Consider the following 15,473-nt stretch of genomic DNA (forward strand, 5'->3'; position numbering starts at 1 on the left):
GCGACATTGCACTTTGAACCGTGCTGTCGCGCCCTCGGAGCGGGTGGGTCTTGAGGTGTCCAGTTATGCTGCCGGGAGTGTCCAGTTTGCACTGCTGCATGTAGCCAATAAAACGGCCATGCCTAGCCAAACCGAGACTCCACCCGTGGCCAGCTAATCATCCAGCCGAGGTCACCGCTTCGGTGCAATTCGTGAGTGCGGCGGCAACCGACACAAGCTCTCTGTCGCAGTTTAGGCGCCTTAGACGACCCGCCTATATCCTAGCTGTCTGGTCCCATTGTATGATGGAATAGGGTTCGCTGGATATGGGGCCGGACCAAACCAGTCGGCTCGAGCATGGTCCGACCCTTTGTGAGATAGGGCAATACCCAAAATAAGTATTCGGGATGTCGGCGTCAGCGTCGCTCGATCGTCCTTGGGAACATCAAGACTGCCCGCAGAGCGAATTCCCACCGCCCCAGTTTGGAAAAAACCACAGGAGATAAAAGTGTCTGCGTCAGTGCTCTTCATGTCCATGTCATTGGACGGGTATATCGCGGGGCCCAACGATGAAGTGGGCAATCCCGGCGGCGACAACTTTATGCGGTTGCACGAGTGGTACGGGGATTTTTCCCGACCGACCGGACCGGTCGGACAATTGTGGGATGAATGGAACGCGCCAGGTGCTATTCTGGCGGGTCGGCGAACCGTGGAGCAGGTCGATCACTGGGGCGGTGACAATCACGGTGTCGCGATCTTCGTACCCAGTCACAGGCCGCCCGGGCCATCCGTCGCGAATTATCCGTTGGTCAAATACGTGAGCGACGGGATCGTGAGCGCAATGGCGCAGGCGAAGACTGCCGCCGGGGACCGGGACGTGTTGGTGCTTGGCGCGTATACGGCGCAACGGGCGCTGGAAGCTGGCGTGCTCGACGAACTGCAAATACACCAGGTTCCAGTCTTGTTCGGATGTGGCCGCCGAATGTTCGAAGTCTTACCATCGCGCGTCGATTTGGAGATCGTTCGGGTGATCGATACACCCGAGGCCACGCACATCCGCTACCGCGTCCGCCGCTGAGCCTGCCGACCCAGCCGTCACTTGTTTGTGGTCGCCAGCATCAAGGCGCTCCCCGGGGATGATGCGGGTCGTCCCCGGAGATACCCGGTCCTTCGCTCCGATAACCGAGCATCGTTCCGGTACGCCGTCAGCGAGCATGCGTGACCCGGGTGGACGATCTGTTGGCTGCGCGTGGATGAAACTCTGGCCATCAGCGGTCGGCGAGTATGGCCCAGCCTTGACGGCTTTCGGCTATCTGCACACTGCCAGCGATATCCAGTTCACCTACAAACGGAGAGGGATGGCGCTTGGATGACGCTGCCGCAGCGGGTCGCGTTGTGGCGCGCGCTGTGCTATGAAAGTTGGTGACGGTACTTTCTTCGTTCGCTGTGAAACCCACCTGAGTTGCCCAAAGTGGATGAGCAAAAAATCTATATATATCAATTATATAACTAGATTTAGAGCAATCGAGTGGGAGTGAAGGGGAGTACCGCGGAGTAGTATCGGATAGCAGAGGAGACTCGAGCGAATCCTAGGCCATCGATAGCAGTCGAAAGATTCTGCGACCCGCAGATCTGCCGCTCTGTCGCGCGTCTCCCGCTCTTCGAACGGCGCCTATACGCCATCAGCCCCACCCCAACCTTCGCGACTTCATGGCCTTCAAATATTCGGTCGCGCGCTGCTCGAAGACGTTAGCGCGCGACCGGTTCTCGGCGTCGATCACACGGTCGTCGATCGATTACTGCTCCTTCTTGAACAAATCCTGGAAGATGAGCTGGCCCCAAGTGCGGCCGCGTGCGTGCACCAGCGCGCCACCCTCGTCGAACTTTCCCAGCTTGACGGGTGCGAACCCGAGTTGTTTGGCCAAGGCGGCCACGGGAGCGATCGCGTCCTCGTCGTCGCTCGACAGAAAGACGACCCGGTGGCCACCCTCGACGATCGGATCTGTAGCCAGGGTGGCAGCAATCAGGTGATTGAAACCTTTCACGAGCTTGGCGCCGGTGAACGACTTCGCAACGAAGGCGGAGGACGGGAGGCCGTCCAGCTCTTCAGGGACTGGAAACGCGTTCATCGCGTCGATGACCGTCTTGCCTTTCCAGCTCGGCAGGGCCTTCGCAACCTCTCGATGCTCCCCGAACGGGACCGCCAAGATGATCGTGTCAGCCTCGAGTGCATCCCGCAGCGACTTGGCGACGACGGTGGGTCCAATCGCCCGAGCCTGCGGCGCCAACGCCTCGGCCGGCCGCCGGCTGGCGACGGTCACGTCGATGTTGTTACGTGCGAAGGCGTGGGCAAGGGCCTGGCCTATCCTCCCGAATCCTACAATCGCATAGCTCATAATACTTCTCCAATCCGTGTTGATATTGATTCCCCGACCTTCAACAGCGCCGGGTTATCCGTTTCGTTGTGTGGCGCTCCGGCGCGAATTCAGATGGCCGAGAAGCCGCCGTCGACAGACAACTCCACCCCATTCACGAAGCTCGAATCGTCTGAAGCAAGAAACAGCGCGACCGCCGCAATTTCCTCAGGACGACCCATCTTTCCCCGCGGGATCAGAGCTTCGAACATCTGCTTCGCCTCCTCGGTGAGGACTTGGTCCTGCATCGGCGTGGCGATCGGCCCCGGGTGCAGCACGTTCACCCGGATATTCCTGCCCTTCAGTTCGTTGAGCCACCCGCGTGCGAATGCGTGCAACGTCGCCTTGCTCGCCGCATACACGCTGTAACCCGGAAAACCTTTGATCGAAGCAACCGACCCGGTCATGAAAATCGATCCGCCGTCGTTGAACAGCGGCAACGCCTTCTGAACCGTAAACAGGGTGCCACGCGCATTCAGGCCGAAGGCCGCATCGAAATGCTGCTCGGTAATCTCGCCCAGCGGGACGGCTTCGCCCATGCCGGCACTCGCGTACAGGATGTCGATCTTGCCCTTTTCCCGCTTGACCGTGTCGAACAGGCGGTCGAGGTCGTCGAGATTGGCCGCGTCGCCCCGCACGCCGGTCACGTTCCGACCGATCAGCTTGACGGCCTCGTCCAGCGTCTCCTGTTTCCGGCCCGTGATGAAAACGTAGGCGCCTTCTTCAACGAACCGCTTGGCGCTCGCCAGCGCCATGCCGCTCGATCCACCCGTGATGACTGCAACCTTACCTTCAAGCTTTCCCATGATTTCTCCTTTCGTGGTGTCGGGACAACATCTGCCTCCGAGGACCTCGAAATGGGTCCGCCGGCGTCAGTTGTTGAGTGCGGAAGCACGCACATCGGTGGTGCAAAATCGATCCGGTTGGACGACTGGTGCCAGCCGCGGCGATCGGTGTCCGCCATTCGGAATTGAGCCGCGCTCGCCGGCATAAGCTATGATGACCGTCCGTACTGCTGTACGATGCGTTGGATACGGGCTTTGGAAGGCGCACCGCGTGGTGCCGGATTGCACCATGATCGACTGGGATGACATTCGCTATTTTCTCGCCGTCGCGCGTGGAGGCTCAGTACGAGCTGCCGCGCAGCGTCTCGGAGTGAACCACTCGACCGTGCTGCGACGCATCGCTCAGCTCGAGGAACGCCTCGGGGCGCAGATGTTCGAAAAGCTACCTTCGGGCTACCGCCTGACGGCGGCGGGCGAGGAGGTCCTCGAGCTCGCGAACCAGATGGAAGCGTCATCGCACCAGCTGGAGACGCGCGTCTTCGGTCGCGACCAGAGCGTGCGCGGGCTTCTGCGGGTGACGTTGGCTCCGACGCTGGCGACACACCTGCTCATGCCGGACTTCGCCGATTTCGCGCGTCTGCATCCGGACATCGAGATGGAAATCTTATCGTCCGGCGAGCTGGCAAATCTGACCAACCGAGAGGCCGACGTGGCGATCCGCGTCGTCTACGACCGCAAAACCCTGCCGCTCAATCTTCACGGCCTGAAGGGACCGGAGTTGTTCGGCGGCGTTTACATATCTCGCGATCGACTAGCCGCTTGGCGGGCGGGCGCGCCTGATCCCATTCGGTGGATCGTCATCAGCATTCATGGAATTCCGGACTGGGTCCACGAGGGTGAGGTTCGCACCACGGGGGCTCCGTTCAGGACCACGGACGGAGAGGCGCAGATCGTTGCTGTACGGCAAGGGCTCGGCATCACGACACTGCCGTGCTTCGTCGGAGATGCCGACCCGCTACTGGTGAGGGTGCCGGCCACCGACCTGCACATGTACGGAACGCTCTGGCTTCTCACACAGGGAGAGACACGAAAGACGAAGCGCGTGCAGCTCTTCACGGAGTTCGTATCCCGCAGGCTCGCCGCCTACGCTCCGCTTCTCGCAGGGCTGTCCATATCGCGCGACTGACGCCCGGCAGGTCGCCGGCGACGCCTGCCGTAGTCCAGTCGCAAGCGAACTGCGCTCGCTGAAGCGGCGGCGTTCAATCCGCGAATGTTGCCTGCGAATGTTGCGCCGTATCGTAACCGGCGCAAAGGTACTCTGGGTACCTTTCCCGGACGTGTCCAATCGCTTAATTCAGCAAACCGGACGCATCCGGGGCATGACGAAAGGCGTGGCGCCCTTACTTCACCGTGATGCTCAAACCGCTGATATCGGCGTTGACCTGCAGGCCAACCTGCCTGCCTGTGAGTTCGAGCTGGGCGCCCTTGTCATTGGTCATGACGATCATCTGAGCCCCTTTGCCGACTGCGCCGCCGCCACCCGCTGCACCATAGATCCCCGACACATCCTGGGCACGGCGAATGTGGCGCACGGTGCCTTGGAAATAGGTCTTGGAGGCCCCGAAGGCGAGGCCGCCCGAGATACCGCCGATCGAGACCGGATATTTGCGACCATGGAAGGTCAACGTGCCCTCGCCTCCGGAGCCGCCGACGAAGAAGGCCGCCTTGTAGACGGCAAAACGGATCGTACCGCTTTCGGCATGCGCGGCACTGGCAAAGCCAATTCCCGCGGCAGCGATGGCGGCAACCGCGACTGAACGAAATCCGGACGAAATATTCATGATGAGCTAATCCTCTAGAGCGCCGCTTATAACCAGCCGGCCGGGCACGACGTCAGCGTCGTATCAAAGTTATAGATGAACAGTTTCGCGCGTCATTGGTTCCAAAGCAGGATAATAACAAAGCGTTAGAGCACATCCAAGTAATCGCGTGGGAACGGGAGGCTGGCTCATCCGAGCATTCAATGTCAACCACCCTGTCGCCTCCGAGCGGTGATAATCCATGCGCGCGAGTCAAAGAGTACACCCTCCGTGGTCATATGCGCCTCCAGTAGAGCGCGCAGCCGCTGCAATGCCTTGTCGGGCGCTTCCTCGGTTCGCGAAAGCGCATCCTTCACAAGATAGAGATTGATGAGCGCATCAAACGCCGCATCGACGTCGGGGCCATAGAAGACCGGTTCCCGTACGTCGATAAAATCGATCGAAACAAAGCCGGCCGTGCTCAGAAGTTCTGTGGCGATGGCGGGATCGCCGAGTGAGAACGGCGTGAGGGCATTTGCGGAAACTGCGGTTTCCGGTGCCAGGGCTCGCCGAAGGGCACCAGACCACGCGTTGCGCTCCTGGCTCTGCCACACCATCCAGGCAAGGCGCGCGCCCGGACGCAGCGCGCGGGCGATATTGGCAAACGCCGCCGCCGGATCGGCAAAGAACATCACGCCGAACCGGCTGATGCATAGGTCGAAGCCGGCAGCGGGAAATGCGTGATGCTGGGCGTCACCCTCTTCAAACGCAATATTTCTCAAGCCCGCTTCCTCGGCACGTCGTCGCGCAACCTCGAGCATCTCCGAGGACGTATCGACACCGATCGCGCTGCCTTCCACCGCGACACGGGCGGCCTCACGCGTCGACTGTCCCGCGCCGCAACCGATATCGAGCACGCGGTCGCGTATTCCAACGCTGGCGGCGGCGCGCAAATGCCCGTTGTGCCGCTTTAATTCCGCATCATAGAAGTCAGCGCGATTCAACATCTCCACCCTCACTTGGTTCTGTCTTGGTCATTTGGTTGATGGGGCAACCTCAACGATTATCGTTCCTATCGACCCCCTTGGGAAACCGGTTGCATAACGAGATCGGTTATGGGATAACAAAACCGATTGCTAAATGCAATCGGATATTCTGCAAGAGGAGGAGCGACCGAAATGAGTGAACGCATCATCATGGCTGACGGCGCGGAGATTGCCACGCAGGCTTTTGGCGACCCGAGCCATCAGCCTACTCTGCTGATCATGGGTGCCATGGCTTCAATGCTGTGGTGGCCGGAGGCGTTTTGCCGGCGGCTCGCCGCCCAGGGCCGCTATGTCATCCGCTATGACAATCGCGACACCGGGCTTTCGACCTTCTACGAGCCGGGCAGCTCTCCCTATACGATGGACGACATGGCCGAGGACGCAATGCGCGTGCTCGACGCTTACGGCATCGACACCGTTCATCTGATCGGCATGTCGCTGGGCGGGATGATCGCTCAGATCGCGGCGCTTGCTCATCCAGCAAGGGTGATAACACTTACATTGATCTCCACCACGCCGATCGGTATCGACACCTCCGCCCTGCCGCGGACCAGCGATACCTACATGGAACACGCGGCGGCGGGCGAGAGCATCGATTGGACTGATAACGCTCAGGTCATCGACTTTATCGTCAAGGATACGCGGATGATTGCCGGCACGGCACACCCCTATGATGAGGCAGGTGCCCGCAATCTTGTCGAGCGCGACGTCAAGCGCGCAAAAAACTTCGTCAGTGCGACCAATCACTTCATGCTGAAGGGTGGGGAAGCGTGGAAGAACAAGCTCAGCGAGTTGGCCGCGCCTCTTCTCATCATCCACGGTACGGCAGACCCGATCTTCCCGGTCGAGCATGGCGAATTGCTGGCGGAAGCCATCGAAGGCGCAAAGCTTCTTCGTCTCGAGAGCGGCGGCCATGAAATTCATCCCGGGGATTGGAATGAAATCATTGCGGCCATCGATGCTCACACCGGTGCACAGCGTCGATAGCGGCCGAGATCGCAAAAAATTCGCGAGACACTGTCGGTTTTCGAAAACGCCATTCGTCGTTTCGATATCAGGCCGACGAGGCCGGTTCAAACAAGGAGACGGACGATGCGTGTTATGGTTTTGGTGAAGGCTACCGACGACAGCGAAAAGGGGTTTTTCGCCACGCCCGAGACTATGGAGATGATGGCGGCGATGGGCAGATTTAACGACGAGCTTCGCGATGCCGGCATTCTGGTTACCGCCGACGGCCTCAAGCCCTCGTCGCAGGGCAAGCGTATCGCCTTCGATGGTCCGGGTCGTACGGTCATCGACGGACCTTTCACAGAGACCCGCGAGCTGGTCGCCGGCTTCTGGCTCTGGGAGGTCAAGGACATGGACGAGGCAGTCGCCTGGGTAAAGCGCTGCCCCAATCCCATGCCAGGACCGAGCGAAATCGAAATCCGGCCGCTATACGAGATGGCTGATTTGCGTCAATAATCTGGCGCCGAAGATCACGGAAGGCGCCCTTGCCTCCGCAGGGACGTTTGATATGCAGGAGAATACCATAGCCGCCGAGATGGATGCCCGAGCCGAAATCGCAACGCAGGCGAGCGGGCTGGCGGAGATTCTTGCGCCGCGCCTTTCTGTGGTCTTCTGCGGCTTGAACCCTGCTCTCACAGCCCATCGTGATGGCCACAACTTCTCGAACCGAAGCAACCGCTTCTGGCGTGTCCTGCATCTCGCCGGATTTACGCCTCGCCTGCTGCGGGCGGAGGAGGAACGCGAGATGCTGAGATATGGCCTGGGCCTGACATCGGCGGTCTCGCGCCCCACGAAAAGCGCCAGCGAGCTTACGAAGCGCGATTACATCACCGCTTCTCCTGTACTGGAAGACAAGATCAGAAGGCTCGCACCCGGCAATCTGGCGTTTCTAGGCAAAGCAGCCTATGCGGCGATCAGCCTTCAAGCACATGTCGAATGGGGCAGGCAGCCGGATGAATTTGCCGGCGCTTCGGTCTGGGTGCTCCCAAATCCGAGCGGACTCAACAGGGCCTTTGATCTCACGAGATTGACGGAACATTATCGCGAGATGAAGTTGACGGTCGATCGGGCGGCCGTCCCTATTGAGTAGCCGGGAATGAAGAGCGTAAGGAACTGCCCCGCGGCGCCGGGTCGCGGGGCTGACAGTTCCAGCGCGCCTCACTTCACGGCGATCACGACCTTGCCCTTGGCGCGACCGGTCTCGACATAAGCTAGCGCCTCATTGGTCTTCTCGAACGGAAACACCCGATCGATGACAGGTCGTAAGACCCCTGCCTCGATCAGCGCGGCGATCTGCCCGAGCTGTTCGCCACTCGGCTTCATGAAGAGAAACGAATAGCTGACGCCATGACGTTTCGATTTCCGGCGGATACCGAAGCTCAGCAGGCGCATGACCTGTTGAAGCAACCAGCCGGAACCGTTTTCCCTGGCAAACTCCGGATCCGGCGGGCCGGAGATCGAGATGAGCTTTCCGCCCGGCTTCAAAACACGGAGTGATTTCTCCAGCGTATCCTTGCCGAGACTGTTCAGGACAACATCATATCCCTGCAGCACGTTTTCGAAATCGTCCTTCTTGTAGTCGACGACGACATCCGCTCCGAGGCTCCTGACCAGATCGACATTGGCCGTACTCGTTGTTGTCGCCACGGTCGCACCGATATGCTTGGCGAGCTGGATGGCGATCGCCCCGACGCCGCCCGAACCGGCATGGATCAGGACCTTCTGCCCCTTCTTAAGCTTTGCCCGCTCGACAAGCGCCTGCCAGGCGGTCAGCGCAACGAGCGGCATCGATGCCGCCTCTTCCATCGTCAGGGTCTTCGGCTTTGCCGCCACATCGGCCTCGTTCATGGCGATGAACTCCGCGAAGGTACCGATGCGGTCCTTGGCCGGACGCGCATAGACTTCGTCGCCCGGCTTAAAGCGCCGGACCTTGGACCCGACCCGGACCACGACGCCCGCCGCATCATTGCCGAGGATCAGCGGCAGGCGATATGGCAGGATAAGCTTGAACTCGCCGTCCCTGATCTTGGCATCCAGCGGGTTTACGCTTGTCGCATGGATCTGGATCAGGACGTCGTTCTCCCGCAACACCGGCTCAGGTGCTTCACCGAAGCGCAGAGCGGCGCCCTTCGCATAGCGATCGATCAGAAATGCCTTCATGATAACAACTCTCTTTCCTGAGATTACGGCGCTGGTGGCTCAGGCGGGAAGCCTATTGAATTTCCGGAGATTTTTGTCGACAAACGACTCCGGCAGGAAGCGGCGGATGAAGCGGATCTGGCCTGCCGCCTTTCCTGCAGTGTACCGTCTTTTCGGCACCGTCGCATTGACCGCCTTGACCACCATGTCGGCGACGATCTCGGGCGCATCCCCCGTCTCGACGATCTCACGCATCAGTGTCTCGGCGTCGGCACGAACGGTATCGTAAATGGCAAGCGGCTGATCCGCGCGCGTCAGATTTTCCTCGAAAGCCGTGCGGGTGACGCCGGGCTCCACCAGCACGACACGGATGCCTTGCGTCCTCACTTCGTGGTCAAGCGATTCCGAATAGCCTTCGATCGCGTGCTTGGTCGATGCGTAGAGGGCGTTGAACGGGGCCGGGATGAGCCCGAGAATGGAGCTCAGATTGATGATTCTGCCCCTCCGCTGGCGTCTCATGACAGGCAGGATCGCATTCGTTAGGCGCACGACGCCGAAGACATTGACGTCGAACAAGGCCTTTGCCTGTGCGGCAGAGGACTCCTCGGCACCTCCGAGCAGCCCGATCCCGGCATTATTGACGAGAAGATCGATCCGTCCCGCGCGGCTCACGACATCGTCAACCACGTTCTGCACGGACCTGTCGTCGGTGACGTCGCAGACCAGCATTATCACGCCATCCGAGGTATCGGCCATCGGCTTGCGGCTGGTTCCGAACACCCGGTAGCCATTGCGCCGCAGCGCTCGCGCCGTTGCCAGCCCGATGCCGGAGGAAGCGCCCGTGACCAGGGCGACGCCGCGTTCTTTATTGCTCATTTGTCTCAGCTTTCATTTTTGTCATGGAACATCGATGAAAACTAAGTTACTATCATTTCGAAACTAAGTCACTATCAAAAAGATACTAACATGCAGAATCTTTCGGACCAACCTTGCCTGATCGCCCGCAGCCTCGCTCTGGTGGGGGATGCATGGAGCATGCTGATCCTGCGGGATGCCCATACCGGGCTCACCCGCTTCGATGAATTCCGCAAGAGCCTCAGCATCGCTCCGACGATCCTCACCCGTCGGCTTGCGGCACTGACCGAAGATGGATTGCTGGAAAAGCGGCGCTACTCGGAGCGCCCGCCGCGCGATGAATACGTGCTGACCGAAGCGGGCCGGGATTTCCTGCCGGTCTTGTTCGCGATCGGCGCCTGGGGGCGAAAACACCGCAACGCAGACGGTGTTACCCGGTTCTTCGATGCCGAGACCGGAGACGAGATCGATCCTGTCACCATCGATCGCGCGACCGGCGCTCCGATCGGAACCCGCCCGATCCGTATCGTCATGCCCGAGTGAACCGCACCAACCCGACGAAAGAGCGGCCGTCGGGCTAATCAGCCGTCGTCTCATACTTCAAATGCAGAGCAAAGCCGGTCGCGGTGGCCTCACCCAGCTCCGGACGGAGCTGCATGCTCGGGATCAGATAATCGCCGCCATTCTGTTGCCGATAGGGGATGGGCGGCGTGGAGCCGAGCGTCCGCATCCGCTCACGCAGGCCCTCGGCAACGGACCCGAAGCCGGCTTCATCGAGACGATCGACGCTGTAGGTCACGAAGGGCGGCAGCACATCATAGCCGGGATAATAGAGGATGCCGTGATTGATCGGGAAAAGCAGGTCGTCGATCGGTCCATTGACCCCGCGCGGCGAGTAATGCGCCTCCCAGCCGCCGGCGGTGACGATCAGCATGGCGCGCTTGCCTGCCAGCGTTCCTTCACCGTAGCGGTCTCCCCAGCGCTTATCACTGTGTTCGCCGACGCCATAGGCGAAGCCGTAGGCAAAGACCCGCTCGACCCAGCCCTTCAGGATGGCCGGCATGGAGAACCACCAGAGAGGGAATTGCAGGATCAGGGTATCCGCCCACAGAAGCTTCTCGATCTCGGCTTTGACATCGTCGGTCAACGTATCGGCGTCGAAGGCATTCTTGGACGCCGCGACCGGTATAAGGCGTGCATCCGGCGCCAATGAGGGGAAGTCGGCGCGGTCGATCTCGGATTTCCAGCCGTTGGCATAGAGGTCCGACACCCGCACCTCATGGCCCTGAGCTTCCAGCTCCTTGATGGCGATGTCGCGTAGCGCACCGTTGAGCGAGCGAGGTTCGGGATGGGCAAAGACAAGCAGAACTTTCATGGGCAGCGGTCCTTGAGTGATGGAAGATTGACCCACAAAGTAGTCAGTGCCGGAATGATCCGCTATATCTAGGCAATGGATAAGACTATGCCGAAAAATGGATAAATCCGATGTCACGCTGGAGCGCATGCGAACCTTCGTCCGCGTGGCGGAGCGCGGCAGCCTATCCGCGGTGGCACGCGAGCTCGGAATAGGCCAGTCGACGGTAACCCGGCATCTGCGGGAGCTCGAGGAGGCAGTCGGCGTTCCCCTGCTATCGAGAACCACCCGGCGCGTCACCATGACTGACGAAGGCAGCCGCTATTATGCCGACAGCATCCAGATCCTACGGCTTGTCGAACACGCCGGCGATGAGGCCCGCAGCACGCGCGGCGCGCCCGCCGGCACGATCCGCATATCCTGCACGGCCGCCTTCGGCGTCCTGCATATCAGCCGGATGATCTTCGCCTTTCAGGACCGCTATCCCGAGATCGCAGTCGATCTCAGCCTCACCGACGAGCGCGTCGACCTTGTCGAAGAAGGCGTCGATATCGCATTACGCCTCGGTCCGCTTGCCGACAGCTCCATGAAACTGCGCGCGCTTGGTCAGAGCCGGCGCCTGCTGGCCGCCGCACCCAACTATCTGGCGGCGCGGGGGATACCTGTCGTCCCGCAGGATTTGTCCGGTCATGAAGGCATCCGGATGTCAAACATAGCGGGCAGCGATACGCTCGTCCTCGAAGGCCCGGATGGCAAGCGCCATCTGGTGCCTTTCGGCGGACGGTTCCGGGTCGACCACGGACTTGCTGCGCGCGAAGCTCTCGTCGCGGGACGCGGCATCGCCCCCGCCCATCACTGGCTCGTCGACGATCTGCTGGCGAACGGCCGGCTCGTGGCAATTCTACCAGACTATGCACTGCCGCCGGTTCCGCTCAGCATGCTGATCGTTCCCGAGCGGGCGGGAATTGGCCGGGTCCGGCTGCTGATCGACTTTCTCGCCGAACAGATTGCCGGCATGCCGGGCATCGGGCAGGCGTGACCGGAGCGTTGACCTCGAAGCCCGATCTCCCGCCTAAAACCCGAGGGATTGCTGCACGGGCTTCGGCGGCGCAAGCTGGACGCCTTCGAGTTCCAGCATGCGGGCCTTGGCGGTGGAGCCGCCGGGTGCCGAGAAGCCGCCGATCTTGCCGCCGGCGGCAAGCACCCGATGGCAGGGGATGATCAGCGCCACCGGGTTCCGCGCCATGGCCTGGCCGACATCGCGGGCGGCTTCCGGTCCGGCGCCGAGCTGCTTTGCCAGCGCGCCGTAGGTCGTCGTGTGGCCCCATCCGATCTGTCGCGCAGCTGCATAGATGCGCTCGAAGAAGCTATCCAGTTCGCCGAGGTCCAGCTTGATACGGGAAAAGTCGATTTCCTCGCCTGCAAAATAGCGCTTCACGGCAGCGACCGCGTCAGTCACCTCCAGCGGCGGCGTGCCCGGCCGGGCATCCGGAATGCGACGCAGCAGAAGACGCTCGGTTGAGCCTGCCTCTTTCGTTGGCAGCTGGAAGCGCGTGACGCCGATATCGTTCCAGGCGATCCCGCAGAAGCCGCCCGCGGTTTCGAAGATCAGATAATATTGCTGTGCATCGCTCATGGCAAAAGCTCCATGTTTCCACTTGGCCATGAGAATCGTGCTTCGGACGGCCAAGTTCAACCCGATTCTTGCATGGATCGTATGTTCCTCTTTTGTTCTTGATTTTGCAACTATGCGATCTTAGGATACGCAGAATTTTCGCGTACAGGACAAGGCAAGGCCGCCTGGCTTTGAAGCAATCCCATGAGAAACAACGGACAGCTTTCGCTCAATCTCGGAGCGGGATCGCGGATGCGAAAATCCAAAGCCGATCCGACGCATGTGGAAGCTCTTTATTTCGCCATCCTGCCGGATCCGGACATAGCCTCGGCAAGTGTCGACCTGGCGAATGATCTGCGCCTGCAACATGGCTTTTCGGCAAAGCCGCGCCGCCCGGATCTGTCTCATATCTCGCTTTATAGGATCGGCTCCTATCGCGGCCTGCCGGAGGAAGCGGCGTTTGCGGCGATGCAGGCAGCATCGACCGTCAGGGGACGATGCTTCCAGGTGGAGTTTGACCGGGCGGTCAGCTTCGGAGGCGGCGACAATCGCCCGCTGGTTCTCTGGAACAGGGACGGAAATGCGGAGCTGAAGGCACTTCATCGGGAGTTGGACGCAGCCATGCGGCTCACCGGATTTGCCAATGACCATGAGGGGAAATTCGAGCCGCACATGACGTTGCTCTACCAAGGCCATCTCATTCCGGAGGTGACGCTCGAAAGGCCGGTCTCATGGACCGTCCGGGATTTCGTGCTCGTCAACAGCCTGCAGGGCAAGGCCAAACACGAGCATCTTTGCTACTGGCTGCTATCGGACTGAGCCGCGCTGCTCTTTGATGCCTGTCCGATCGCCGCGATCGCGTCGTCGACGCTGAAGCTGCAACGGCTGTCGATATCCGCCATGCCGGCCGCTGCCATGAGATCGCGGACGCGGTCGTGGACGCGAGCGAATTGCAGGCGGATGCCGGCGACGCGCATGGCGCCGTCAAATTCCATCAACGCATCGAGCGCAGTGCTGTCGAGGTCGGAACTCTCCTCAAGGCTGAGAACGACGGACCTGATCCCCGCCTCTCCTCGGCTGCGCGACAGGATCTCACCGAAGATCGTATCGGCATTGCCGAAGAACAGCGGTTCGCCGGGGCGCCAGATGGCAACGCCGGGCGTTTCCGACGCCTCCTGGTGGCGGCTGAGGTCAACGAAATTGTGGCTGCTTCCAAGCCGCCCGAGACGGGCGATATAGGGCGAGGCCAGCCGGTGCATCATCGCGGCCAATGACAGCGCGATCGCCAGCAGCATACCGTTGAGGACGCCGAAAATCAGCACGCCCGCCGTGGCGCCGAGGGCAACGTAGAAATCGCGGTGGAGCCGCCTGAGGCGCAGGATCGGGCTGGGGTCGAGCGCATGCGTCAGCGCCGCGATCACCACGGCGGCGAGCACCGGCTCCGGCAGCCGCGCCACCAGCGGCCCGGCGCAGGCAATCAGGATGGCAAGACCGATAGCGGCGAAGACCGCCGTGGCGCGCGTCTTCGCGCCTGCCGCCTCGCTGGCGAAACCGGCGGAAAAACCAGCGCCGACTGGCATGCCCTGGACGACAGCGCTGGCGATATTGGCAAAGCCGAGTGCACCCAGCTCGCGGTTGACCGCCAGCGTATCGCCGTAGCGCAGCGCCAAGGCCCGCATCGTTCCCCAGGATTCGGCAAAGAGAATGAGCACCAGCGGCACGGTGAACTGCGCCAGCCGCGAATAGGCCACCCAGCCGGCATCGGGCAACGACGGCCATTGCGGCAGGACCTCGATCGTCCCGACAAGCTTGACGCCGTGGCCGGCCAGGTCGAGGACGAAGGAGCTGAGGATGCCGGCCGCCAGCACGAGGAAAGCGCCGGGAATGCCCGGCACACGCTTGAGCAGCAGCAGAGCGGCGAGCGCCACGATCCCCACCGCGACGCTCACCGGATTCCATTGCGGGATCGCCCCAAACAGCGCAGCGGCATAACTGAAGATATTGGAGCCCTGCACGGAGGCGCCGACGAGAATCGGCAGCTGATGCAGAATGATGGTAATCGCCAATCCCAGTGCAAAGCCGCGCAGCACCGGGCGCGAGATGAAGCCGGTGATGCCGCCGAGACGCAGAGCGGCGGCGATGACGAAGAGAATGCCGGCAAGGGCGACGGCGACGGTCGCAAGGCCGGCCTTGACGGCGGCGTCTCCCGGCACGATCGCCAGCGTGGCGGCCAGAATGGCGGCGGAGGACGATGTCGGCGAGACGATCGCGAAGCGGCTGCGCCCGAAAATTGCGTAGACGAGACAGCCGGCGATACCAGCGAGAATGGCCCGATGCGGCGGCAGGCCGGCAATGCCGGCATAGGCAACAGCCTCCGGCAGCATCAGGCCTGCAACCGATATGCCTGCGATGACATCGGCTTTGTTGATTGCGGGCAAGCCACTCAACTTCGTCATCGATCACCGACCATAGAAACCGC

At 61.2% G+C, this 15,473-nt stretch carries 17 protein-coding genes; 8 read left to right on the forward strand and 9 right to left on the reverse strand.

Features of this window, described 5'->3' with window-relative positions; all coding sequences use genetic code 11:
• Positions 1–499: 499 nt before the first annotated feature.
• Positions 500–1,057 carry a dihydrofolate reductase family protein gene (locus tag AB6803_RS15760; protein ID WP_371109956.1) on the forward strand — a complete coding sequence of 186 codons (558 nt, stop codon included), beginning with the start codon at positions 500–502 and terminating at the stop codon, positions 1,055–1,057.
• Positions 1,058–1,775: 718 nt separating this feature from the next.
• On the opposite strand, the gene AB6803_RS15765 is transcribed toward AB6803_RS15760, so the two are convergent.
• Together AB6803_RS15765 and AB6803_RS15770 are read right to left on the reverse strand one after the other, a co-directional pair.
• Complete coding sequence (locus tag AB6803_RS15765) at positions 1,776–2,375, reverse strand: NADPH-dependent F420 reductase (RefSeq protein ID WP_371109756.1); 600 nt, start codon at positions 2,373–2,375, stop codon at positions 1,776–1,778.
• 89 nt (positions 2,376–2,464) lie between these two features.
• Positions 2,465–3,199, reverse strand: coding sequence for an SDR family NAD(P)-dependent oxidoreductase (locus AB6803_RS15770; protein WP_371109757.1), 735 nt, complete (start codon positions 3,197–3,199; stop codon positions 2,465–2,467).
• A 268-nt stretch (positions 3,200–3,467) separates the two neighbouring features.
• Between AB6803_RS15770 and AB6803_RS15775 the strand changes: the two genes are divergently transcribed.
• Entirely contained in the window at positions 3,468–4,364 is an 897-nt protein-coding gene (locus AB6803_RS15775; RefSeq protein ID WP_371109758.1) for a LysR family transcriptional regulator, read from the forward strand.
• A 214-nt stretch (positions 4,365–4,578) separates the two neighbouring features.
• On the opposite strand, the gene AB6803_RS15780 is transcribed toward AB6803_RS15775, so the two are convergent.
• Together AB6803_RS15780 and AB6803_RS15785 are read right to left on the reverse strand one after the other, a co-directional pair.
• Positions 4,579–5,019 (reverse strand): hypothetical protein, encoded by a 441-nt coding sequence (locus AB6803_RS15780; protein WP_371109759.1) that lies wholly within the window; start codon positions 5,017–5,019, stop codon positions 4,579–4,581.
• Positions 5,020–5,204: 185 nt separating this feature from the next.
• The gene (locus AB6803_RS15785; protein WP_371109760.1) at positions 5,205–5,984 is read right to left on the reverse strand and encodes a class I SAM-dependent methyltransferase; all 780 of its coding nucleotides are present in this window, start codon (positions 5,982–5,984) and stop codon (positions 5,205–5,207) included.
• A gap of 171 nt (positions 5,985–6,155) precedes the next feature.
• Here AB6803_RS15785 and AB6803_RS15790 point away from each other — a divergent pair, with 171 nt between their 5' ends.
• The 3 genes from AB6803_RS15790 to mug all read left to right on the forward strand — a co-directional run bounded on the left by AB6803_RS15790 (position 6,156) and on the right by mug (position 8,121).
• Positions 6,156–7,010, forward strand: a complete 855-nt coding sequence (locus tag AB6803_RS15790) for an alpha/beta fold hydrolase (RefSeq protein ID WP_371109761.1) — start codon at positions 6,156–6,158, stop codon at positions 7,008–7,010.
• Positions 7,011–7,115: 105 nt separating this feature from the next.
• Positions 7,116–7,487 (forward strand): YciI family protein, encoded by a 372-nt coding sequence (locus tag AB6803_RS15795; protein WP_371109762.1) that lies wholly within the window; start codon positions 7,116–7,118, stop codon positions 7,485–7,487.
• 79 nt (positions 7,488–7,566) lie between these two features.
• Positions 7,567–8,121, forward strand: coding sequence for a G/U mismatch-specific DNA glycosylase (gene mug / locus AB6803_RS15800; RefSeq protein WP_371109957.1), 555 nt, complete (start codon positions 7,567–7,569; stop codon positions 8,119–8,121).
• Between the two features lie 68 nt (positions 8,122–8,189).
• Here the strand turns inward: mug and AB6803_RS15805 are convergent, their stop codons facing one another.
• Together AB6803_RS15805 and AB6803_RS15810 are read right to left on the reverse strand one after the other, a co-directional pair.
• Positions 8,190–9,191: an NADP-dependent oxidoreductase gene (locus AB6803_RS15805; RefSeq protein WP_371109763.1), complete on the reverse strand. Its 1,002-nt coding sequence runs from the start codon at positions 9,189–9,191 to the stop codon at positions 8,190–8,192.
• A gap of 39 nt (positions 9,192–9,230) precedes the next feature.
• Positions 9,231–10,046 carry an oxidoreductase gene (locus AB6803_RS15810; protein ID WP_371109764.1) on the reverse strand — a complete coding sequence of 272 codons (816 nt, stop codon included), beginning with the start codon at positions 10,044–10,046 and terminating at the stop codon, positions 9,231–9,233.
• 90 nt (positions 10,047–10,136) lie between these two features.
• Between AB6803_RS15810 and AB6803_RS15815 the strand changes: the two genes are divergently transcribed.
• Positions 10,137–10,568: a winged helix-turn-helix transcriptional regulator gene (locus AB6803_RS15815; RefSeq protein WP_371109765.1), complete on the forward strand. Its 432-nt coding sequence runs from the start codon at positions 10,137–10,139 to the stop codon at positions 10,566–10,568.
• Between the two features lie 34 nt (positions 10,569–10,602).
• Here the strand turns inward: AB6803_RS15815 and AB6803_RS15820 are convergent, their stop codons facing one another.
• Positions 10,603–11,400, reverse strand: coding sequence for an NAD(P)H-dependent oxidoreductase (locus AB6803_RS15820; protein ID WP_371109766.1), 798 nt, complete (start codon positions 11,398–11,400; stop codon positions 10,603–10,605).
• A gap of 97 nt (positions 11,401–11,497) precedes the next feature.
• Between AB6803_RS15820 and AB6803_RS15825 the strand changes: the two genes are divergently transcribed.
• On the forward strand, positions 11,498–12,418 hold the full coding sequence (locus AB6803_RS15825; RefSeq protein ID WP_371109767.1) for a LysR family transcriptional regulator: 921 nt from the start codon (positions 11,498–11,500) through the stop codon (positions 12,416–12,418).
• Between the two features lie 33 nt (positions 12,419–12,451).
• Here AB6803_RS15825 and AB6803_RS15830 read toward each other — a convergent pair whose 3' ends face one another.
• Positions 12,452–13,015 carry a methylated-DNA--[protein]-cysteine S-methyltransferase gene (locus AB6803_RS15830; RefSeq protein ID WP_371109768.1) on the reverse strand — a complete coding sequence of 188 codons (564 nt, stop codon included), beginning with the start codon at positions 13,013–13,015 and terminating at the stop codon, positions 12,452–12,454.
• A 231-nt stretch (positions 13,016–13,246) separates the two neighbouring features.
• On the opposite strand from AB6803_RS15830, the gene AB6803_RS15835 reads away from it, so the two are divergent.
• On the forward strand, positions 13,247–13,813 hold the full coding sequence (locus tag AB6803_RS15835; protein ID WP_371109769.1) for a 2'-5' RNA ligase family protein: 567 nt from the start codon (positions 13,247–13,249) through the stop codon (positions 13,811–13,813).
• Here AB6803_RS15835 and AB6803_RS15840 read toward each other — a convergent pair.
• Positions 13,792–15,450: a SulP family inorganic anion transporter gene (locus tag AB6803_RS15840; protein WP_371109770.1), complete on the reverse strand. Its 1,659-nt coding sequence runs from the start codon at positions 15,448–15,450 to the stop codon at positions 13,792–13,794. The two genes, AB6803_RS15835 and AB6803_RS15840, sit on opposite strands and share 22 nt — an antisense overlap.
• Positions 15,451–15,473 lie beyond the last annotated feature (23 nt).

This window comes from Rhizobium sp. RCC_161_2, assembly GCF_041355235.1.
Classification (GTDB): domain Bacteria; phylum Pseudomonadota; class Alphaproteobacteria; order Rhizobiales; family Rhizobiaceae; genus Rhizobium.